The sequence below is a fragment of the Pseudomonas sp. COR18 genome (assembly GCF_048568395.1).
Classification (GTDB): domain Bacteria; phylum Pseudomonadota; class Gammaproteobacteria; order Pseudomonadales; family Pseudomonadaceae; genus Aquipseudomonas; species Aquipseudomonas fuscovaginae_B.
This window is the reverse complement of the sequence record NZ_CP183808.1, coordinates 1,163,246-1,185,189: the sequence shown is the minus strand read 5'-3', so window position 1 is coordinate 1,185,189 and position 21,944 is coordinate 1,163,246. Positions and strand designations below refer to the sequence as shown.

The window sequence follows — 21,944 nt, the reverse complement described above, 5'->3', positions numbered from 1 at the left end:
GAGAACGATTTGTTGCGGGGCGGGATCGGCATGACCTCGCAGAGAACCCGCGAACGCCTGATTCAGCGGCTTTACGAGGAAGGGCTGTCCAACCCCCAGGTGCTGGAGGTGATCCGTCGCACTCCGCGTCATCTGTTCGTCGATGAAGCCCTGGCCCACCGGGCCTATGAAGACACCGCGCTACCGATCGGCCACAACCAGACCATTTCCCAACCCTACATGGTGGCGCGCATGAGCGAGCTGCTGCTGGAGGCCGGGCCGCTGGACAAGGTGCTGGAGATCGGCACCGGTTCCGGCTACCAGACCGCGGTGCTGTCGCAACTGGTCGAACGGGTGTTTTCGGTCGAACGGATCAAGGTCCTGCAGGACCGTGCCAAGGAGCGTCTGGTCGAGCTCAACCTGCGCAACGTGGTGTTCCGTTGGGGTGATGGCTGGGAAGGCTGGCCGGCCCTGGCACCCTATAACGGCATCATCGTCACCGCGGTTGCCACCGATGTACCCCAGGCGTTACTAGACCAACTGGCTCCTGGCGGGCGCCTGGTGATTCCGGTAGGGTCGGGTGAGGTCCAGCAACTGATGCTGATCGTGCGTGAGGAACATGGATTTTCCCGGCATGTGCTCGGTGCAGTCCGTTTTGTTCCATTGCTCAACGGGCCTCTGGCCTGAACCCGGCTGTATTTGTTCAACAAGTGCGCTGAATTCTGTTGAGTGTTATCGGTCCTAGTGTCGGAACTTGCGGGCAGCGCCTGTTTAAAGTGTGTCGACTTTCGCTGTCGAACTGTACAAGCTGCTCGCCCATGACAGCTTTGCTGTCCGTAAAACTCCAACGGCCAGTTATACTTGCGTCACACTGGCGCCTGTATGGGCACTCCATAATTCATTTCAGACAACACAAAGGGAGCGGCGGGTGCATCTCACAGTCATTCGGCAGCGTATGGGTAAAACAAGCGTTCAGCGCCTGATGATCGGTCTTGCCCTCAGTGCTTTACTGGCTGGTTGCTCCAGTGCTCCCAAGAACGGCGTGCGCGTCGTCGATCGCAATGGCAATGTAACTAATTCCGTCAGCTCCGCCCCGCAACGACCGATGACCACCACTGGTCAACATGTTGTTGTCCGCGGCGATACATTGTTCTCGATTGCCTTTCGCTACGGCTGGGACTGGAAAGCCCTGGCCGCGCGCAACAATATCCAGGAGCCGTATACCATCCATGTCGGTCAGGCGATTCGCTTCGACAGCCGTTCAAATTCAACGCCGGCCGTAGCGACTTCGACCACCAGTTCGTCATCCTCGTCGTCGAGCAAGATCACCGTCACGAGGCGTCCGGCGACTGCCGCCGGAGCTCCTGCCACGACTGCGGCAGCGACACCGGCCGCGACCGGTGCGGCGACTGCGACCCCGCCTGCGGGGCCCGCGCCGAAGGGCTGGGCGTGGCCGGCAAACGGTATTTTAATTGGAAAATTTGCTTCAAACGGTAGTTTGAATAAAGGTATTGATATCGCCGGAGATTTGGGACAGCCTGTTTTAGCTGCGTCTGATGGTTCGGTTGTATACGCCGGAAGTGGGTTACGGGGCTACGGCGAACTTGTCATCATCAAACACAGCGATACCTACGTCAGTGCCTACGGTCACAACCGCAGGCTGTTGGTTCGGGAGGGGCAGCAGGTCAAAGTCGGACAGACAATTGCCGAGATGGGATCAACTGGTACAGACCGGGTGAAACTGCACTTTGAGATTCGCCGCCAGGGCAAACCCGTAGACCCATTGCAATTCCTGCCGCGTCGTTGATCCGTTTTCCAGCCTGTTCTCATGACGTAGTGGGAACAGGTTCCAGCGTTGCCAGGGATAAAGGCGCCGCTTGAGCCTGAGGTCGAACTCACCAAAGGACTATAACAATGGCTCTCAGTAAAGAAGCGCCGGGGTTTGACATCGACGATGAGGTGCTCCTTATGGACTCCGACATTGTCATGGATATGATGCCGGAGGACGATAGTTCTCCACCCCCAGTTCGTGCCAAGACCAAAAATGCTGCTGCACTCAAGCAGCACAAATACATTGACTACACCCGGGCCCTGGATGCGACCCAGTTGTATCTCAATGAAATCGGTTTTTCCCCCTTGTTGTCCCCGGAAGAAGAAGTCCATTTTGCGCGGCTGTCGCAAAGCGGCGATCCGGCGGGCCGCAAACGCATGATTGAAAGCAACTTGCGCCTGGTGGTGAAAATTGCCCGACGTTACGTCAACCGTGGGCTTTCGCTGCTGGACCTGATCGAGGAGGGCAATCTCGGGTTGATCAGGGCGGTCGAGAAATTCGACCCGGAGCGCGGTTTCCGCTTTTCGACCTATGCCACCTGGTGGATTCGCCAGACGATCGAACGGGCGATCATGAATCAGACCCGTACCATCCGTCTGCCGATCCATGTGGTCAAGGAACTCAACGTCTACCTGCGGGCAGCCCGCGAGTTGACGCAGAAGCTCGACCACGAGCCTTCTCCCGAGGAAATCGCCAACCTGCTGGAAAAGCCGGTCGGGGAGGTCAAGCGCATGCTCGGCCTGAACGAGCGGGTGTCCTCGGTGGACGTTTCCCTCGGCCCGGACTCGGACAAGACCCTGCTCGACACGTTGACGGATGATCGCCCGACCGATCCCTGCGAGTTGCTGCAGGACGACGACCTCTCCCAGAGCATCGACCAGTGGCTATCGGAGTTGACCGACAAGCAACGTGAGGTGGTGGTGCGGCGTTTCGGCCTGCGCGGTCATGAGAGCAGCACGTTGGAGGACGTTGGCCTGGAAATCGGCCTGACCCGTGAACGGGTACGGCAGATTCAGGTCGAGGGCCTCAAACGCTTGCGCGAGATCCTGGAGAAGAACGGCCTGTCGAGCGAATCGCTGTTCCAGTGACGACAGGTGGGTCATAGCCAGCCGCTTTGGAAGCGGCTTTTTGTACATGCCTGTGGAAGCAGGCTTGCTGTGGGAGCGGGCTTGCCCGTGAAGCCTTTTGCGGTGCCCCCAAGGCCCTCTTCGCGGGCAGGCCCGCTCCCACAAGGATTCAAGCCACGGGTTTGTCCTTCCGCGCCAGCAGGCTGTAGATGCACGGCAGCACGAACAGCGTAAACAGCGTCCCCACCGACATCCCGGTGGCGATCACCGTGCCGATATCGAAGCGACTCACCGCCCCCGCGCCGCTGGCGAGAATCAATGGCACCATGCCGAATACCATCGCCGCCGTGGTCATCAGCACCGGCCGCAGGCGAATCGCCGCTGCCTCCTCCACGGCTTCCCGCGCCGACAGTCCCTTGTCCTGACGCAACTGGTTGGCGAATTCGACGATCAGAATCCCGTGCTTGCTGATCAGCCCGATCAGCGTCACCAGGCCCACCTGGGTATAGATGTTCATGCTCGACCAGCCGAGGAACAGCGGAACCAGCGCCCCGCAGATCGACAGTGGCACCGTCACCAGGATCACCAGCGGATCGCGGAAACTCTCGAACTGTGCCGCCAGCACCAGGAAGATGATCGCCAGGGCCAGGCCGAAGGTCACCCACAGCGCATTACCCTCCTGGACGTACTGTCGCGAGGCGCCGGCATAGTCGCTGGCAAATCCTGTCGGCGCTTCCTCGGCGGAGATCTGGCGAATGGTCTCGATGGCTTCTCCCATGCTGACAAGCGGTACTCCGGAAATGATTGCCGAGTTCAACTGCTGGAACTGGTTCAACTGCCGGGGACGGGCACGGTCGGAAACCTTGATCAGCGTCGACAGGGGCAGCAGCCTGCCCTCGCTGTTCTTCACGTAGTAGTTGTTGAGCCAGTCCGGATTGTCCCGGTAGGCGCGCTCCACCTGGGCGATCACCTTGTAGCTGCGACCCTCGAGGGTAAACCGGTTGATTTCCGCCTCACCGAGCAGGGTCGCCAGGGTCGCGCCCAGGTCCTGCATCGACACCCCCATCTGCGCGGCCTTGGCGCGGTCGATATCCACCACCACCTCGGGCTTGTCGAAGGCCAGGTCGATATCGAGGAAGGCGAACTTGCCGGACTCCAGTGCCCGTTTCTTGATCCGGTCGGCGACGTCCAACAGGGCGCTGTAGTCGTTCGGGGTGTTGAGCACGTACTGGAACGGCAACCCCTCGCCAGTACCCGGCAGTGACGGCAGGTTGAAACCGAAGACCTGCAGCCCGCCAATGCTCGCCAGCTTGCCCTGGACTTCGGGCAGGATCTGCATCTGCGTGCGCTGACGTTCGTTCCAGGGCTTGAGCAGGAAGCCGCCGATCCCCGACTGCACGCCATTGAAGCCGTTGATCTGGAACGATGAGTAGTATTCCGGGAATTCCTTGAAGATAGTGATGAATTCGTCGGTGTATTGGTTCAGGTAGTTCAGGTTGGTCGGCTGCGGTGCGGTCGCCATCATGAAGATGATGCCCTGGTCCTCGTCGGGCGCCAGCTCCGAATGAGTGAATTTCAGCAGTACCGGAATCAACCCGAGGATGATCACCGCGAACACCACCACCACCGGGCGCGTATCGAGGGTGGTGTGCAACAGTTTGCGGTAGCGCTGCTTGAGGCTTTCGAACATCTGGTCGAGGCGGTGCGCCAGCCCCGTGGTGTTGCCGTCGTGGCGCAACAGCAGGGCGCACATCATCGGTGACAGGGTCAGGGCGACCACGCCGGAGATCACCACCGCACCGGCCAGGGTCAGGGCGAACTCCTTGAACAGCGCGCCGGTCAGGCCCTGCAGGAAGCCGATGGGGGCGTATACCGCGGCCAGGGTGATGGTCATCGACACCACCGGCAGGGCGATTTCCCGTGCGCCTTCGAGGGCGGCCTCCAGCGGGGTCTTGCCTTCCTCGATATGCCGGTGGATGTTTTCCACCACGACGATCGCATCGTCCACCACCAGCCCGATCGCCAGCACCATCGCCAGCAGGGTGAGGAGATTGATCGAGTAGCCCATCAACTGCATGAAGAACAGCACGCCGACCATCGACAGCGGAATGGTGATCACCGGAATCACCACCGAGCGCAGGGCGCCGAGGAACAGGAACACCACCACGATGACAATCAGCACCGCCTCGAAGAGGGTCTTGACCACCTCGTTGATCGAGGCCTGGATGAACAGGGTCGCGTCGTAGGCGATTTCCGCCTTGAGATTGGTCGGCAACTGGGCTTCCAGTTCCGGCATGATCTTGCGCACTTCCTTGATCACATCCAGCGGGTTGGCGCCCGGCGTGGCCTTGATGCCGATGTAGACCGAGGGCGTACCACCGAAGGAACTGATGGTGTCGTAGTTCTCCGCGCCCATCTCGACCCGTGCCACGTCACCGAGCAGCACGCGGCTGTCGCCGGCGGTCTTGAGCGGGATCGCCGCGAAGGCCTCGGCGGACTTCAGCTCGGTGCTGGCGTTGATGCTGGTGACCACGTACTCGCCCTTGACCTCGCCGGCGGCGGACAGGAAGTTGTAGTGGCGTACCGCATTGGTCACGTCGGCTGCGCTGAGGCCGAAGCCGGCCAGCTTCACCGGGTCCAGCCACAGGCGCATGGCAAACACCTGGTTGCCGAGAATCTCCGCCTCGGCCATGCCCGGCAGGGTCGCCAGCTTGGGCTGGATCACCCGCGACAGGTAGTCGGTGATCTGCGGGTTGCTCAACTGGTCGCTGAAAAAGCTGATGTACATGAGCGCCGAGGCATCCGCGGCCTCCTTGCTCAACACCGGGTCCTCGGCGTCCTGCGGCAGCTTGTTCTTCACCTCGTTGGCCTTGGCCAGCAACTCGGTGAACAGCCGGTCGCTGTTGGCGCCGATCCGGGCATAGATCGAGATCACCGAGAAGTTCTGTCGGCTGACCGAGGTCATGTAGTCGATGCCCTCGGCACTCGCCAGGCTCTGTTGCAGCGGCTGGGTGATGTAGCCCTGGATGGTTTCGGCGTTGGCCCCGGGGTAGGCGGTGGTCACCGTGATCAGGGCGTTCTCCATTTGTGGGTACTGGCGCAGCGGCAGCTTGCTATAGGCCTGGAAACCCAGCAGGACGATCAGCAGGCTGACCACGCAGGCAAGCACCGGACGGCGGATGAACGGATCGGTAAAGGCCATGATCGACTCCCTGATCAGTTCGCCTGAGGGGCGGTGGTCGTGGCGGGCGCCATCTTGTCCGGGCTGATAGCGATGTGCGCGCCATTGTCCAGCTTCAACTGCCCGCCGCTGACCACCTGCTCACCGTCCTTGAGGCCCTCGATGACCTTGACCAGCCCGTCACGCCGTTCGGCGGTCTTGATGAAGCGCCGCTGCGCCATCAGTTGCGGCTGGCCGTCGGTTTCCTTCAGCACGCTGCCGTCCTCGGCCTTTTTCTGGGTCACGACATACACCGAGTTGCCGTAGAGGGTGTAGGTGACGGCGCTTTCCGGTATCACCACATAGGGCTGCGGGTCCGGCAGCAGCACCTGGAGGTTGGCGAACATGCCCGGCAGCAGCTTGCCAGCGGGATTGGCCAGGGTGGCACGCACCAGCACGTTGCGGGTGGTTTCATCGACCTTGGGGTTGATGGCGCTGAGCAGGCCCGGGAAGACTTCCTGCCCATAGGCGGCGACGCTCAGTTGCACCGGTTGCCCGACCGCCAGCTTGGGGATGAACTGCTCGGGCAGGTAGAAATCCACATAGAGGCTGCTCAGGTCCTGCAGGGTGGCGATCACCGTACCGCTGGCGAGATAGTCGCCGACATCCACCTGGCGGATACCGATGGTGCCGCTGAATGGCGCAAGGATCTTCTTCTTGGCCAGGGCGGCCTTGAGCTGGTTGACCGTGGCCCGGTTCTTTTGCCGCACCGCCGAGAGCCGGTCGAATTCACCGCGGGAGATCGCCTGGCTACCGACCAGCTTGGCGCCCCGGCCGTAGTCCAGCTCGGCGAGGCCCAGGTCGGCCTGGGCGGTTTCCAGCAGGGCGCTTTCGACATCGCTGTCGAGTTGCAGCAGCGGCTGTCCGGCCTTGACCTTCTGCCCGGACTCGAATTGCACGGCCTTGACCGTGCCGGCGATTTCCAGGCTCAGGTTGACGCCCTGCAGGGCCTTGAGCGTGCCCACGGTGGGCAGACGCTCCTGCCAGGGGCGGGCATTGGCGGTCACCGCCGCGACATGAATGGCCGGCTTGGGAGCGGAGTAGACCTGGATCTGTTTGTAGATCGAGAAAGCCTTGTAGCCGGCGAGCGCCAGCACGGCGAGAAGGACGAGACCCAGCATGATCAGCATGCGGCGACGCAGCATATTCCAGTTCCTTGGAGACGAGGCTAACGGAAGGTCGAACAACCGCCCTGCACGATAACCCCGCACCCAGGCGTCGCCTTGAAGCTACTTGTCAGCAGATATTACGCCAATGGCGTGACTTGAGAAGGGGGGCGTTCGAGGGCTTTGGCGCGATAGCATTCGCGGGCAGCCCGGCTCCTGCACGACGAGGTCACACTGACGCTCATCGTATCCTTCCTCCCTGTAGGAACCAGGCTTGCCCGCGAACAGGGCCCGTGTGTCTTACACCAGATGCAGGTGGTTGTCCCAGAGTCCCGCAGGCAGATCCAGGGGTTTTGCTGTCAGTTCCTTCTGGCGGCAATCATAGAAACGGCAGCGGCCCTGGCCGGAAGTGACCACGAAGCCGTCGGCCACCGCGCCTACGCCCGCACAGTCGGGCAGGTGGGCATCCAGGCGCAGTTGGCCGCTGTCCAGCTCCCAGATAAAGAACCGGTTGCCCCGTGGCGCGGTCAAGGCCACCAGGCGCAGATCGCTGTGCACCGCGACGCTGGCGGTGTAGTGCCCCATTGCCTGCAACTGCTGTTCGGCCACCGGGAAGGCCACGAACGGTTGCCCGGGACGCTTGATCGCCAGCAACTCGGACGACTCGTGGGACGGCCCCATGAACTGCTGGCCGGCGACAATGGTGCCGTCGGCGGCCACGCCCAGATGGCGAACACTGTTCATCTGCTGGGCCAGGGTCTCCTTGCTCAGCAGGGTGCCGTCGCGCTGCATCAGCACCAGGCTCGGCTCCATCGCGTCGAGGTTCATGTCCACCCGGCTTTCGGCCTCGGTACGGATACCGCCGTTGGCGACGATCAGGGTTTCGCCATCGGGCATCCACGAGACCTGGTGCGGGCCGATACCGTGGGTGGGGACCTCGCCGGCATGGACCAGGCGCTCACCTTCGAACCGATAGACCCCGAGCAGGCCGCGCCCCGGATCGCTGGTGTCGTTTTCGGTGGCGTACAGCCAGTCGCCACTCTTGTGGATCACCGCATGGCCGTAGAAGTGCCGGTTCGGCTGCGAGACCAGGGTCTGCAGCAGGCGCCCGTCGCGCACATCGATCAGGTAGCTCTGCGTGCCGGGGCGGCGGGCGATGAACACCGCCAGGGGCAACGCGGGGTGGTGGATGATGTCGTGGCAACGCTGGCTGACCCGGGTCGCGAAGACCTGCTGGCCATCCAGTCGATAACCCACGGCATAGTGTCCGCCCTCGCCGTCGTCGCGGGCCGAAAGCAGGAGCGGGCTTTTGCCTTTCTGTCGGAACAGGGTCCAGCCGCCCAGCGTGATCGCGCCGAGCAGCAGGCTACCCAGGGTCAGGGCCTGGCGTCGCAGCATCATCAGTCACCGTCGTTGGCATTGAAGCCCAGTTGGATACCCAGCGCCTTGGCCAGTTCACCTTCATGCAGGCGATGGACGACGTTGAGGCTGTCATAGAGGTCGTTGAGCTGCTGGCGACCGGCGTCGTCGCCGAGCATCTCGGTCAGCGAGCGCTGGTTGCTGGCGAACAGCTTCAGCGATGCGGCGTAGGCGGCATCGATCTTGTCGGCCAACGGCTTCTGCTCGGCCGGCAGCAGGCCGCGCAGGCCCTTGTTGTCGACCCCGACCCAGACGGTGCGGGCCGCCGCCAGGCTGGCTTCCAGGCCCTGCAGCGAAGACTGGCTGCGCCAGGCATCGGCCTGGAACGGTTGGGCAATACCCTTGGCCTGACGGCCCATCGGCGTGCCGAGTTTCTTCTTCAGGGTGTCCAGCGCGGTGACCTGGACCCGTAGCAGGTCAGCGATGGCCTCGTGGGAGTCGGCGTAGCGCTGGTTCGGGAACTTGCTCATCTGCGCGAGCATGCCGTCGTTGCTGTTCCAGCGCGACAGGATCTCTTCGGCCAGGGTCTTCTGGCGTTCGCCGATGGCGGTCAGCAGAGGGCAGTAGCGGGCTTTCTGCGCACTGTCGGCCATGTCGATCCGACTGTCGAACAGAATGTATTCGTAGGCCGACAAGCCCTGGACGACCACACTGGATTTGGCCAGGGTGGCGGCATCGATCTGCGGCTGGGCGCTGACCAGTTGTTCGACCTGGCGGCCGACCAAGTTCTTCTTGTCCGGCCAGAACTGCACCTGCCAGGAGCGGTTGCCCTCGGCCAGTGGTCCGATCAGCAACGGCTGCAGTTCGGCCCAGGCTTTCTGGGCGTGGAGGAAGTCGGCACGGGCGGTGTCCAGGCTGGCCTTGCCTTCGCAGAAGGCCAGGGCGCTGATCGCCAGTTGGCGATCGGCCTCGACCCAGCGGCTGTAGGTCGGCAGGATCACCTGCTTGGCGATCGCCGCCGAAGTGAGGGCCTGTGGATCCTGCGGCGAGCAGGCTCCGATGGCGAGTGCGGCGAGGCTGGTGAACAACAGTTTGGGGCGGAACATGTCCAGGTCCTCTGATTAAGGATTTCTTATAGCGAATTCAGGAAAGCCAGCAACGCGGCGCGCTGCTCGGCATTGAACGACAGAACGCGCTGCTGTGCCGGCAAGGCTTCGCCGCCATGCCAGAGCACGGCTTCGAGCAGACTGCGGGCGCGGCCGTCATGCAGGAATCGGGTGTGGCCGCTGACCGTCCCGGTCAGGCCGATACCCCACAGGGGGGCGTGCGCCAGTCGCTGCCGCTGGCAAGGAACTCGGTGCGGTTGTCCGCCAGCCCAGGGCCCATGTCATGCAGCAACAGGTCACTGTAGGGGCGGATCACCTGGCCGGCCAGCTCCGGCTCGGCGGCAGTGGCCGCGGTAGTGAATTGCGGGGTATGGCAGTTCTGGCAGCCGGCCTGGTGGAACAGGCGCTTGCCGGCCAGTACCTGTTCTGCGCCGACGTCCCGACGAGCCGGGACCGCCAGGTTGCGGGTGTAGAACAGCACCAGGCGCAGGATGTTGTCGCTGACCTCCTGTTCGCCGTCGGCGCCATTGCCGTTGGGGGCGTTGCGACAGGCGCTCTGGGTTGCGGTGCAATCATCGAAGGGCCGCAGGGTCGTGGTGAGGCCCATGTCGCCGGAAAACGCGTGAACGTTTTGTTGGTTGAGATTGGGCTGCCCGGCTTTCCAGCCGAAGCGCCCCAGCACGGTCTTGCCCTGGGCGTCGTCCCAGACCCGGTTCGGCCGACCGGCGATGCCGTCGCGCTGCTGCGCTTTCGCGTTGGCGAGGATCGCCTCTTCGGGGATCGCCTCCAGCAGGCCCAGGCCGATCATGGGCGGCGCTACCCGCGCGGAAAAGCGCGTGTCCGGGTGCATCGGGCCGTAGCCCAGCTGGCTGATGAGCAGGCGTGGCCTGCGCAGTTCGACTTCGGTGCCGTCCTTGAAGCGCACCGGCAGCGGGTCGTACTCGACCCGTACCTTGCCTTCCGGTATGACGCCGGGGATGGCCATGTCCTGCAACTGACCGCCATAGACCGGCTCGGGCACCACGCCCTGTTGCTCGATCAGCTTCGCGTAGGCTGGCGCATTGGGGATCGACAGGCGCACCAGCATCGAGACGGCGTTGTCCGAGCCGGCTTCTGGCGGATGGCCGCGACCGTCCCTGATATGGCAGTTCTGACAGGCGTTGGTGTTGAACAGCGGGCCCAGGCCGTCGCGGGCAGTGGTGGTCGACGGGGCGATCACCCAGGGGCTGCGAAAGAAACTGTTGCCGACACTGAAGTCCAGGCGGCGCTCCGGCGACAGGTTGGCCGACGGCAGGGAAAAACTGTTGCGATCGCTCCTGTCCACGGTGGTCCCGCCGCCGGCGCGTGCCTCGCCGGGCTCGGGCGCGTTGAAGCGCGCGGCGTCATCGCAGGCACTCAGGCCCAGGGCCAGCAGCAACGACGACAGGCGAACAGGTAACGAAGGCATGGGCATGGACACAGGGTTCGGGACAGGGCGCGAATCTTATCGGGCCGGGACTGGGCAAGTGTTTGCCCAGATCAGTCATTCGTGTGGTGAGCTATCCGTTTCTCTGTGACGGGCGAACTCGCCACAAGGGTATCGTTCAGCGCAGGACTACCCCCTCCATGGGAGGGGGCGGCCAGGCTACCGATCAGAACTCGTGATCGGCATTGTCCGGGTTCAGGTCGCTGATGCCCAGCTTGGCGGCGGCCTGTTCGATCGAACCGGTCTGCTTGACCAGGGCGGCGATGGCGTCGCGCACGATCTTGTTGCCCGCGTCGTTGCCGGCGGCGATCAACTGGTCGTAATGCTCACCCTTGTTGGCATGGTCAACCATGACCTGGATCTTCGCTTCGGTGCTTTCCAGGTCGCCCTTGAGCGCGGTATCGGCGGCCGGATCGGCCTTCGCCACCAGCGACGACAGGCTCGGGCCGGTCAGTTTGGTGCCGTCGACGCGGGTATATTCACCCAGGTAGACGTTGCGGATGCCCTTGGCGTCGTAGAAATGCGAGTTGTGGGTGTTGTCGCTGAAGCAGTCCTGTTCGTCTTCCGGGGAGTTGGCTTCCAGGGATACCTTCATCCGCTCGCCCGCCAGTTCGCCGAGGGACAGGCTGCCCATGCCGAACAGCATCTTGCGCAGGCCGCTTTCGGCCGGCTCGGCTTCCAGGCTGGCGCGATAGTTGTCGGCCACGTTCGGTTTCCAGTTGCCGACCATTTCTTCCAGGTCGTTGACCAGCAGTTGGGTCACGGCCTTCAGGTAGGCACGCCGCCGATCGTTGTGGCCACCGGTGGCGCCGGCACCTTCGAGATAGTCCGAGGCCGGACGGTTGCCGGCGCCCGGGCCGGTGCCGTTGAGGTCCTGGCCCCACAGCAGGAACTCGATGGCGTGGTAACCGGTGGCGACGTTGGCCTCGGAGCCGCCCAGCTCGTTCAGGCTGGCGAGTTTTTCCGGCGTGATCTCGGTCACATCGACCTTGTCCTCGCCAACCTGGATCTGCTTGTTGGCGATGATGTTGGCGCTGGCGCCCGGGTTGCCCAGGGCGTGCTCGTAGGAGGCGTCGACGTAGTCGATCAGGCCTTCGTCCAGCGGCCAGGCGTTCACCTGGCCTTCCCAGTCGTCGATGATGGTATTGCCGAAGCGGAACACTTCGCTCTGCAGGTAAGGTACGCGTGCGGCTACCCAGGCGGCCTTGGCGGCCTTGAGGGTGTCGTCGTTCGGCTTGGCGAGGAAGGCGTCGATGGCCTGCTGCAGCGTCTTCGCGGTGGATTCGGCATCGCTGTACACGGCGAAGACCATCTCGGCGTAGTGCGCGACCACCGCCTTGCCGGCAGCCTCGTCGACCTTGCCGGCAGCGTCGCTGGCAGGTGTGGCCGGAGCACTGGCGGCCGGTGTCGGCGCGGCGGCTGCGGTTTTTTCCTTGTCCTTGTCGCCACAGCCGGCGAGGGCGATGGCAAGGGCCAACAGGCTGGCGGTGGCCAGAGGCATGCGAATCATGGCGGGTATCCTGCTTCGAGAGGTTGGACGAGTGCGCGCGGGGACGCGCAAAACCGACACATAATGCGAAAGATATGCATTTTGTGTAAAGGATTAGTCTTTGAAATATTTACTAATAATCTGCTGCTTGATTACGGATCGGTATATGCGTACCGCTCCGCTTACTGGAGCATTGCCGCGTTACTGCGCTGGGCCTGCTTGAGATAGGCGCCCAGTTCGCGGGCCGGCAGTGGCTTGCTGTAGTAATAGCCCTGGCCCTCATGACAGCCTTCGGAAATGATATAGGCCTCCTGCTCGACGGTTTCCACGCCTTCGGCGATCACCTGCATGCCGAGGCTCTTGCCCAGCTGGATGATCGCCCGGACGATGGTCGCGTCGTCGTCGTCCTCCAGCAGGTCCTGGACGAAGCTCTTGTCGATCTTGATCTTGTCCAGTGGCAGGCTCTTGAGATAGCTCAGCGACGAGTAGCCGGTGCCGAAATCGTCGATGGCGATCAGTGCACCGGAGCGGCGCAGGCTCAACAGGTGCTGGGCGGCGGTGCTGATGTCTTCCATCAGGCCGGTTTCGGTGACTTCCAGCTCCAGGCTGCGTGGTGGCAGGCGGTACATCTGCAGCAGGTTGTTGACCACCCGCGGCAGTTCGGCGTGGTGCAGTTGCACGGTGGACAGGTTGACCGCCATGCGCAGGTCGGTGAAGCCCAGGTCGTGCCATTCGCGCAGCTGTCGGCAGGCCTGGTCCAGTACCCATTCGCCGATGGCGATGATCGTGCCGTTCTGTTCGGCCAGCGGAATGAACAGGTCCGGTGGCACCAGCCCGTGTTCCGGATGCTGCCAGCGTATCAGCGCCTCGACGCCGACCACCCGGTGGTCGCGGTAGCTGATCTGGGGCTGGTAGACCAGATAGAACTGATTGCGGTTGAGGGCTTCGCGCAGATCCTTTTCCAGCTCGCGGCGGCGGCGCATTTCGCTGTCGACGCTGGCGATATAGAACTGATAGCGGTTGCGTGAGCGGCTCTTGGCCAGGGTCATTGTCTGTTCGGCCTTCTGCAGCAGCTTCTCGGTGCTGTCGCCATCCTCCGGGAACAGGGTGATGCCGATGGTCGCGCGCAGGCGGATTTCCTGATGATCGAGGGCGAAGGGCGCTTCCAGGTCGTCGAGAATGCTCTGCGCCAGCTCGGCGGCCTCGTAGGGCTGCTCGATATCGGCCTGGACCAGGGCGAACTGGTCGCCGCCCAGGCGGGCCAGGGCGCCGAGACGGCCGCTGTGGGCGCGCAGACGGTCAGCCAGGGCGAGCAGCAACTGGTCGCCGGTCTGGTAGCCGAACTGTTCGTTGATGCCCTTGAAGTCGTCCAGCCCGACCACCAGCACCGCGACCCGCCGCTGCAGGCGTCCGGCGTCGACCAGGATCTTGTCCAGTTGTTGTTGCAGTTGCAGGCGGTTGGGCAGACCGGTGAGGAAATCGTACTGGGACATGCGCAGCAGGCTGTTTTCCGCCTCGTGGCGCAGATGGGTGTTGCGTTCGATCGAGGCCAGCAACTGGTTGGCGGTATTGATCCAGATCCCCAGCTCGTTGGTTTCGTGACCCTTGAGCAGCGGCAGTTGATTCGCCGCCGGGCGATCCGGGTTGATATTGCTCAGGTGATCGATGATGCGCGACAGCGGCTTGGTCAATAGCCAGTGGTAGACCAGGTACAGCACCAGGGCCATCAACAGCGCCCGCAGTACGCCGGAGATGAAGATGATCACCGAGCTGACGATGAAGCTCTGGCCATAGGTGGCGGTGTCGAGGGTGATGCTCAGGTCACCGTAGTACTCGCTGTAGGGGCCACGACCAACCAGTTGCGTGGTGAAGGTGCGTTCCTGGCCGAGGATCAGGTCGGTGAGCCAGCGGCTGGAGGAGGTCTGCAGATCGCGGGATTTCTCCGCGAGCATGGTTTCGTTGGGGTGGCCGATGGAGGCCATGCGCACGGATTGGTCCTGGAACAGGCCTTCGATTACCTGCATGCCCATTTCCCGGTCGAGGCTGTAGACGGCCTGGGTCGAGGGGTCGCGAAACATGTCGAGGATCCGCTGGGCGTCGCTGGCAACCGCCTGGCGGGTCTTGTAGGCGTCGAACACGATTTGCGCGCAGCTCAGTACCACGCCGACAATCAATGCCGACAACAGCACGACCCGGAGCAACTTCACCGACAAGCTGTGCTTGAGTTCCAGCTTCAAAGGGCTATTCCTTGTTCCGTGCGGGTAGCATCAAGTTGCCATGAGTATTGGCAATCCGGCTCCGGCAGTCAAAGGGACAATGCGACTGGGGATGATCGGTACGTTTGCTCGACCCGAACGCGGTTTCCGTCCCTTCGGTTCATCAGGTACTGTGTCGGTAGGGGAGTGGCCTAACTTGAGGGTACCTCCTTCAATTTAGCTGACTTGGCGGGCCCCGGCTCATTCGTTTTAGCGATAAGGGAGAGGGCGAGGGCCTTTGGTCGGCAGGCCCGCTCTCTGCGCAGGCCCATGGCCTGCAGGCGCCGGACTGGCCCGCGCAATCCTCCCCAAGGTCGCCCGCCGGTCCGGCAGCCAGTTCTGTCCAGGCATAAAAAAACCCGGCAGGGCCGGGTTTTTTCTGAAGGCGGGCTTCAGTCTCAAGCGGTGAAGGTCTTGCCTTCGAACTGCTCGGCGACGAATTTCCAGTTCACCAGGTTCCAGAACGCCTCGACATACTTTGGACGCACGTTGCGGTAGTCGATGTAGTAGGCGTGTTCCCAGACGTCGCAGGTCAGCAGCGGGGTGTCGCCGCTGGTCAGCGGGTTGCCTGCGCCGATGGTGCTGGCCAGGGCCAGGGAGCCGTCAGCCTTCTTCACCAGCCAGCCCCAGCCGGAACCGAAGGTGCCGACGGAAGTCTTGGTGAACTCTTCCTTGAACTTGTCGAACGAACCGAAGGCGGCGTTGATCGCCTCGGCCAGGGCACCGGTAGGCTGGCCGCCGGCGTTTGGCGCCAGGCAGTTCCAGTAGAAAGTGTGGTTCCAGACTTGAGCGGCGTTGTTGAAGATGCCACCCGACGAAGTCTTGACGATTTCTTCCAGAGTCTTGCCTTCGAACTCGGTGCCTGGCACCAGGTTGTTCAGGTTCACGACATAGGTGTTGTGGTGCTTGTCGTGGTGGAACTCCAGGGTTTCCTTGGAGATGTGCGGCTGCAGGGCATCGTGTGCGTAGGGCAGCGGCGGCAATTCGAAAGCCATGGTTATTCTCCTAATCAGGTCAGTTGCGGGGAGCGCAAGGCCGATCACGGGCGGCCCGACAATGCGCCGTGGAGTTTGTACCCCTTGCGGCGCAGGTTTCCGATCATAGCACCGGGGTAGCGGCTTAACCACGCAACAACTGTGTGGGATAAAGGTTCCAGAGCCTTTTGTCCCCTCACCCGGCCGCAATCAGTTGCGCCGCCACGCCGAACATCATCGCCGCCACCAGCAGGTCGAGGACGCGCCAGGTCGCCGGCCTGGCCAGCCAGGGAGCCAGCCATGCGGCCCCCAGTGCCAGGGTGAAGAACCACAGCAGCGAGGCGCTGGCGGCACCGACGACGTAGGCTCCGGGTTCGCTCTGCTGGGCACCGAGGGAGCCGATCAGCAGCACCGTGTCGAGGTAGACGTGCGGGTTGAGCAGGGTCACCGCCAGTGCGCTGAGCAGGACGGCGCGCAACGAGCGTACGGTCTGGCTCTCGCCCTGCTGAAGGCTCTGCCGCGAGCAGGCGCGGCGCAGGGCCTGACTACCGTACCAGATCAGGAACGCGGCCCCGCCCCAGCGGGCGACGGCCAGCAGCGTCGGGTTATGGGCCAGCACGGTGGCCAGGCCGAACACGCCGGCTGCCACCAGGATCGCGTCGCAGGCGACGCACAGCGCGGCAACCGGTAGATGGTGTTCGCGGCGCAGGCTCTGCGCCAGGACAAAGGCGTTCTGGGTGCCGATCGCCATGATCAGCCCGGCGGCGACCAGCAGGCCGTTGACATAACTCTGCCACATGCTGTTCAGGCTCCTGTGCGGGTCAGATCGTGCAGTACCGCCATGGCGCGCCCGGCGTCATCGCGACCGACGAACAGGTGGTCGTGGTAGTAGCCGGCGATCACGTTGCAGCTGATTCCGGCCTTGCCCAGGGCGCCGGCGAAAGCGGCGGTGAGACCGACGGCCTGCAGCGCCGAATGCACGTTCAGGGTGATCCAGGCGGCGCAGTAGTCGAAAAGCAGGCCCAGCGCCTCGGCGTCCTCACGCTTGAGGATCACTGTCAGGCCTTCGCGTTCGCGAAAGCTGCCGAGCGCTTCGCGGCCCTGCAGCAGGTTGCTGTTGGCGATGGAGCAGAACACGTAGTCGCCGTCGTTCAGTTGTGGGCTCATGCTGCGCAGCAGGGTTGCCAGGGAGGTTTCGCCAGCCATGCCGGTATCCTTGTATTCGAAGAGTGCTGGCGGGTATTTTCCAGCGCGATCCTGTATAAGAAAAACCAATATTGGTGATCGCTCATTAGGAAAACTGATGTTCGACTACAAACTGCTTTCCGCCCTGGCCGCCGTGGTCGAGCAGGCCGGTTTCGATCGCGCGGCGCAGGTGCTGGGGCTGTCGCAGTCGGCGGTTTCCCAGCGGATCAAGCTGCTCGAGGCGCGGGTCGGCCAGCCGGTGCTGGTGCGGGCCACGCCGCCCAGCCCGACCGAGATCGGCCGGCGCCTGCTCAACCATGTGCAGCAGGTGCGCCTGCTCGAACGCGATCTGCAGGGGCAGGTGCCGGCGCTGGATGAGCAAGGCCAGCCGGAGCGCCTGCGTATCGCGCTGAATGCCGACAGCCTGGCGACCTGGTGGGCCCAGGCGATTGGGGATTTCTGCGTCGCCAACCACCTGCTGCTGGACCTGGTGGTGGAAGACCAGACTGTCGGTCTCAAGCGCATGCGCGCCGGCGAGGTGGCGGCCTGCGTCTGTGCCAGCGAACGTCCGGTCGCCGGTGCCCGCAGCCTGCCGCTCGGCGCCATGCGCTACCGGGCGCTGGTCACGCCGGCGTTCATGGCCCGGCATTTTCCCGAGGGGGTCGATGTCCATTCGCTGACGCGGGCGCCGGCGCTGGTGTTCGGCCCGGACGATCTGCTGCAACATCGCTACCTCGCCGCGCTGGGTGTGGAGGGCGGCTTCGAGCACCATCTATGCCCTTCGGCCGAAGGCTTTCTGCGCATGAGTGAAGCTGGGCTGGGCTGGGGGCTGGTGCCCGAATTGCAGGCGCAGGAGCAGTTGGCGCGGGGGCGACTGGTGGAGTTGATACCCGATAGACCGGTCGATGTGCCGCTGTACTGGCATCATTGGCGCAACGGGGGCCAGTTGCTTGGCCACCTCACCGAGCATCTGGCACGCTCGGCCGGGCAATGGTTGGTGCCTCTGGCGTGATCGGCAGCGTTTAAGTAGCAGGCAACACGAATCAAGGTATTTGGAGACGACATGAAAATTCTGGTCACCGGCGCGAGCGGCTTCATTGGCGGGCGCTTTGCGCGCTGTGCCCTGGAGCAGGGCTATACGGTGCGGGTCAATGGCCGCCGGGCCGAAGGTGTCGAGCATCTGGTGCGTCGCGGAGCCGAGTTCGTCCAGGGCGATCTGAGCGATCCGCAGTTGGTCCGCGAGCTGTGCCGTGAGGTCGAGGCGGTGGTGCATTGCGCCGGTGCGGTCGGCCTGTGGGGCCGTTACCAGGCGTTTCACCAGGGCAATGTGCTGGTCACCGAGAATGTCGTCGAGGCGTGCCTGAAGGAGCAGGTGCGGCGCCTGGTCCACCTGTCCTCGCCGTCGGTGTATTTCGATGGCCGCTCGCACCTGGGGTTGACCGAGGAACAGGTGCCCGGGCGCTTCCGGCATCCCTACGCGGCAACCAAGTTCCTGGCTGAACAGAAGGTCTTCGGCGCCCAGGAGTTCGGCCTGGAGGTGCTCGCCCTGCGGCCGCGCTTCGTCACTGGTGCCGGCGACATGAGTATCTTCCCGCGGTTGTTGAAGATGCAGCGCAAGGGCCGTCTGGCGATCGTCGGCAATGGCTTGAACAAGGTCGACTTCACCAGCATGCAGAACCTCAACGACGCGCTGCTGAGTTGCCTGCAGGCCGGCGGCTCGGCGCTGGGCAAGGTCTACAACATCAGCAACGGTACGCCGGTGCCGTTGTGGGACGTGGTCAACTACGTGATGCGCCAGATGCAGGTGCCGCAGGTGACACGCTACCGTTCCTACGGCCTGGCCTACAGCGTCGCGGCGCTCAATGAGGCGGCCTGCGCACTATGGCCCGGGCGCCCGGAGCCGACCTTGTCGCGACTGGGAATGCAGGTGATGAACAAGGATTTCACCCTGGACATCAGCCGCGCACGGCATTATCTGGGCTACGAGCCCAAGGTCAGCCTGTGGGCGGCACTGGATGAGTTCTGCCACTGGTGGCAGGCCCAGGAATCGACTGTCCGCTGAAACATTCGATAACCAATGCTGAACCGAACGCCCGGTTCGGAGTCGATCAGAGCGGCGGACAACGGGTTTATACTCGGGCATTTCGCCATCAACCTGGTTCGGAAAGGTTCTTTCATGCGTAACGATGCCAACGACGATTTCGATGATGTACCGAGCCTGCGGGCCGATGTGGAGGATGACGACGAGTTTCCGCTCAGCCCCGCCGCCCGTGAGCGCACCCGGGTGGCTTCGCGCAGCACGCCGGTGGTCAAGGTCAGGGCGGCGAGCACAGGTCCCTTGTGGGCGCTGGTGGGGGCGCTGTTCTTCGCCTTCGCCGGGCTGGCCTGGTGGAGCTTCCAGCAGATCTCGCTGATGGAGCAGCAACTGGTGGCCACCCAGGAGAGCTTTGCGCGGATCAGCGAGGAAGCGGCGGGGCGCCTGCAGGCGATCTCCGGCAAGGTGGCTTCCAGCGAGTCGAGTGCCAACAGCGATACCGAGGCGTTGAAACTGCAGGTCCGGCAGCTCGAGGGCAAGTTGCAGGAGCAGGATCGCCAGCAGCAGGGGGTTGCCGGCCAGCAGACCGGACTGGACCAGCGTCTGCAGAAAATGAACGCACAGACCGCGGACCTGCAGACGGCCAACGCTCAATTGCAGGCTCAGCTCAAGAGCCTGGCGAGCGACCTGGCGGCGCTGAAGGCGGCCCAGCCCGACAGCGGCAAGTACGATGCCGAACTCAAGAGCCATGCGGCGGATATCGCTGCGCTGAAGAAGCAGGGCAATCCGAGTGCAGCCCTGGAGCGCCTGGAGCAGGACATGATCGTGCTCAAGAGCGAGCAGGACAATCGCCAGGCGGCGGGTGGCCAGGGCGCGAGTACGGCGGAGTTCGACGCCTTCCGAGGACAGGTCACCCGCAACATCAATACCCTGCAGAGCCAGATCCAGAATCTGCAGCAGCAGATCAACGCGCGTCCTTGAGGGGGCAGTCCAGGACGGTGCTGTCTGTGTAGCGGCTGCTTGAGCCGTTGCCACCCGTCCTGGAAGCGTGTTTCCAAATATTGCCAAACGGCACTTCATCAGGGTTTCACGGTCTTAGAAGTATGCGTCGGCGTTCCTGTCGGCGTATGCCGACCAGCGTCGCTGGCCCGGCTTCTTCGCGGTCCGGGAGGCCGCCATGCATCTTCGACTTCTTCTCACGGCAAGCCTGGCTTTGACCCTTTCTGCGTGTGTGCCTTACTACGAGGACGGCGCGAGTTACTACCGTTCCGATGTCTATACGTCACCCGCGCCGGTCTACTACGGTGGCGGTTCCTACTACCGTCGGGACTATTACTATACCCCGCAACCTCGCTATTACGCGCCACAGCCACGCTACTACTCGGCACCACGCTATTACGCACCGCCCCCTCGGCCTTATCCGAACCGGGGCTGGGGATATCCCTACCAGGGCTGGGGCGACCATGGCGGCGGGCGTGGCGACCATGATCACGGTGGACGCGGCCATGGCGGGCGCGGGCACTAGGCCGCCAGCTGGAGCGGGTGCTGTTCGCGGATGAATCCGGCTCCCACAGGTTTTGTGTCGCCCATGAGACTCATGGGCGCCAGAGTCGGATTCATCCGCGAATGAGGCCTTGCAAGACAGCCTGGGGCGCCAGCGCTTCAGTAGCCCGACAAGTCCGCCAATGGGTGCCGCCCTTCCCAGGCCTTGTGGAAATGCGCCTCGACCACTGCCCGCGGCACGTTCGCCACGTTCGGCCAGTGCCAGCGGGGCTGTTGGTCCTTGTCGATCAGCCGGGCGCGCACGCCTTCGCCGAATTCCGGGTGGCGGCAGCAATTCAGGCTTAGGGTGTACTCCATCTGGAACACCTCGGCCAGCGACAGGTGGCGCGCCCGGGCGATCTGTTCCCAGACCAGATGGGCGGTCAGCGGGCAGCCGTCCCTGAGGTTCTTCGCCGCCTGCGCCAGCAGGCTGTCGCTGTCCTCGGTGTGCTGGGCCAGCACCTTCCAGGCACAACTCACATCGGCGACATCCAGCAGCGCATCGATCCGTTCCCGGCGTGGCAACCACTGCGCTGGGGGATGCCGTTCGCGGGCCTGGTGTTCCAGGGCCTTGAGCAGGCTGTTGAGCTGCAGCGCGGCATGTTCCTGCCAGTTGAGCTGCAGCAGGCCGTCGATCAGTTCGTCCTGCTGGTCGTCACGCAGGATGCGGTCGGCCAGGCCAAGGTCGATCGCATCGCGGGCATTCATCCGGGCGCCGGTCAGGCCGAGGAACAGCCCCAGCTTGCCCGGCAGGCGGGAGAGAAACCAACTGCCACCGACGTCCGGATACAGGCCGATGCCTATTTCCGGCATCGCCAGTTGGCTGCCGTGGGTGACGATCCGGATGCTGGCGCCTTGCAGCAGGCCCATCCCGCCGCCCAGCACATAGCCGTGGCCCCAGCAGATCAGCGGCTTGGGGTAGGTGTGCAGGGCGTGATCGAGACGATATTCCGCGGCGAAAAAATCCGCCGCCAAGGCCGGCACTTCCCCGGGCCGGGCACGGCAGGCCTCGGCCAGGCTGCGCACTTCACCGCCGGCGCAGAAGGCCTTGGCGCCATTGCCGCGCAACAGGACACAGGCCACATGGGAATCCCTGGACCAGGCATCGAGCCGTTCATGCAGACCGTTGATCATCGGCAGGGACAGGGCGTTGAGGCTGTGTTCGGCATTCAGGCTGGCGATACCGATCCGGGCGCCATTGCTGCCGATGAGTTCTTCGAAAAGCAGGTTCATCGCGACCTCTGACTGCGGGTTGAATCCTCAGTATGATCCTTGTGTGGGAAACTGCCGGTAATGCGTCGGATCAATTGACAAGCGTGGTAGGCATCCCT

Annotated in this window: 17 protein-coding genes and 1 pseudogene; 7 read left to right on the top strand and 11 right to left on the bottom strand. The window is 63.5% G+C overall.

What is annotated here, in order from left to right:
- Window positions 1-30 precede the first annotated feature (30 nt).
- From ACM62G_RS05575 to rpoS, 3 genes are all read left to right on the top strand, one after another.
- Window positions 31-666, top strand: coding sequence for a protein-L-isoaspartate(D-aspartate) O-methyltransferase (locus tag ACM62G_RS05575; RefSeq protein WP_193394187.1), 636 nt, complete (start codon window positions 31-33; stop codon window positions 664-666).
- Window positions 667-907: 241 nt separating this feature from the next.
- Complete coding sequence (locus ACM62G_RS05570; RefSeq protein ID WP_273819447.1) at window positions 908-1,786, top strand: peptidoglycan DD-metalloendopeptidase family protein; 879 nt, start codon at window positions 908-910, stop codon at window positions 1,784-1,786.
- Between the two features lie 107 nt (window positions 1,787-1,893).
- On the top strand, window positions 1,894-2,898 hold the full coding sequence (gene rpoS / locus ACM62G_RS05565; protein ID WP_017127149.1) for an RNA polymerase sigma factor RpoS: 1,005 nt from the start codon (window positions 1,894-1,896) through the stop codon (window positions 2,896-2,898).
- 148 nt (window positions 2,899-3,046) lie between these two features.
- Here rpoS and ACM62G_RS05560 read toward each other — a convergent pair whose 3' ends face one another.
- From ACM62G_RS05560 to ACM62G_RS05515, 10 genes and pseudogenes are all read right to left on the bottom strand, one after another.
- Window positions 3,047-6,079, bottom strand: coding sequence for a multidrug efflux RND transporter permease subunit (locus ACM62G_RS05560; RefSeq protein WP_273819448.1), 3,033 nt, complete (start codon window positions 6,077-6,079; stop codon window positions 3,047-3,049).
- Window positions 6,080-6,093: 14 nt separating this feature from the next.
- The gene (locus ACM62G_RS05555; protein WP_273819449.1) at window positions 6,094-7,242 is read right to left on the bottom strand and encodes an efflux RND transporter periplasmic adaptor subunit; all 1,149 of its coding nucleotides are present in this window, start codon (window positions 7,240-7,242) and stop codon (window positions 6,094-6,096) included.
- A gap of 261 nt (window positions 7,243-7,503) precedes the next feature.
- Window positions 7,504-8,601 (bottom strand): DUF1513 domain-containing protein, encoded by a 1,098-nt coding sequence (locus ACM62G_RS05550; protein WP_273819557.1) that lies wholly within the window; start codon window positions 8,599-8,601, stop codon window positions 7,504-7,506.
- A gap of 2 nt (window positions 8,602-8,603) precedes the next feature.
- Entirely contained in the window at window positions 8,604-9,668 is a 1,065-nt protein-coding gene (locus ACM62G_RS05545; protein ID WP_054061826.1) for an imelysin family protein, read from the bottom strand.
- Between the two features lie 26 nt (window positions 9,669-9,694).
- Window positions 9,695-11,115: pseudogene (locus ACM62G_RS05540) on the bottom strand (di-heme oxidoredictase family protein).
- Window positions 11,116-11,299: 184 nt separating this feature from the next.
- The gene (locus tag ACM62G_RS05535) at window positions 11,300-12,643 is read right to left on the bottom strand and encodes an imelysin family protein (protein ID WP_054056380.1); all 1,344 of its coding nucleotides are present in this window, start codon (window positions 12,641-12,643) and stop codon (window positions 11,300-11,302) included.
- Window positions 12,644-12,804: 161 nt separating this feature from the next.
- Entirely contained in the window at window positions 12,805-14,859 is a 2,055-nt protein-coding gene (locus ACM62G_RS05530) for a putative bifunctional diguanylate cyclase/phosphodiesterase (protein ID WP_054056379.1), read from the bottom strand.
- Between the two features lie 416 nt (window positions 14,860-15,275).
- Window positions 15,276-15,872, bottom strand: a complete 597-nt coding sequence (locus ACM62G_RS05525) for a superoxide dismutase (protein ID WP_010452821.1) — start codon at window positions 15,870-15,872, stop codon at window positions 15,276-15,278.
- Window positions 15,873-16,047: 175 nt separating this feature from the next.
- The gene (locus tag ACM62G_RS05520) at window positions 16,048-16,650 is read right to left on the bottom strand and encodes a LysE/ArgO family amino acid transporter (protein ID WP_419736823.1); all 603 of its coding nucleotides are present in this window, start codon (window positions 16,648-16,650) and stop codon (window positions 16,048-16,050) included.
- Between the two features lie 5 nt (window positions 16,651-16,655).
- A complete protein-coding gene (locus ACM62G_RS05515) occupies window positions 16,656-17,057 on the bottom strand; it encodes an ACT domain-containing protein (RefSeq protein ID WP_419736822.1) in 402 nt (133 codons plus the stop codon).
- Window positions 17,058-17,154: 97 nt separating this feature from the next.
- Between ACM62G_RS05515 and ACM62G_RS05510 the strand changes: the two genes are divergently transcribed.
- The 4 genes from ACM62G_RS05510 (at window position 17,155) to ACM62G_RS05495 (ending at window position 20,596) form a co-directional block, all read left to right on the top strand.
- A complete protein-coding gene (locus tag ACM62G_RS05510; protein ID WP_419736821.1) occupies window positions 17,155-18,048 on the top strand; it encodes a LysR family transcriptional regulator ArgP in 894 nt (297 codons plus the stop codon).
- Window positions 18,049-18,099: 51 nt separating this feature from the next.
- Window positions 18,100-19,098 (top strand): NAD-dependent epimerase/dehydratase family protein, encoded by a 999-nt coding sequence (locus ACM62G_RS05505; RefSeq protein ID WP_273819457.1) that lies wholly within the window; start codon window positions 18,100-18,102, stop codon window positions 19,096-19,098.
- Between the two features lie 114 nt (window positions 19,099-19,212).
- Window positions 19,213-20,052 (top strand): ATPase, encoded by an 840-nt coding sequence (locus ACM62G_RS05500; protein ID WP_054061946.1) that lies wholly within the window; start codon window positions 19,213-19,215, stop codon window positions 20,050-20,052.
- A gap of 196 nt (window positions 20,053-20,248) precedes the next feature.
- Window positions 20,249-20,596 carry a hypothetical protein gene (locus tag ACM62G_RS05495; protein ID WP_273819458.1) on the top strand — a complete coding sequence of 116 codons (348 nt, stop codon included), beginning with the start codon at window positions 20,249-20,251 and terminating at the stop codon, window positions 20,594-20,596.
- Window positions 20,597-20,733: 137 nt separating this feature from the next.
- On the opposite strand, the gene ACM62G_RS05490 is transcribed toward ACM62G_RS05495, so the two are convergent.
- Window positions 20,734-21,846, bottom strand: a complete 1,113-nt coding sequence (locus tag ACM62G_RS05490) for an enoyl-CoA hydratase/isomerase family protein (RefSeq protein ID WP_419736820.1) — start codon at window positions 21,844-21,846, stop codon at window positions 20,734-20,736.
- Window positions 21,847-21,944: the final 98 nt, after the last annotated feature.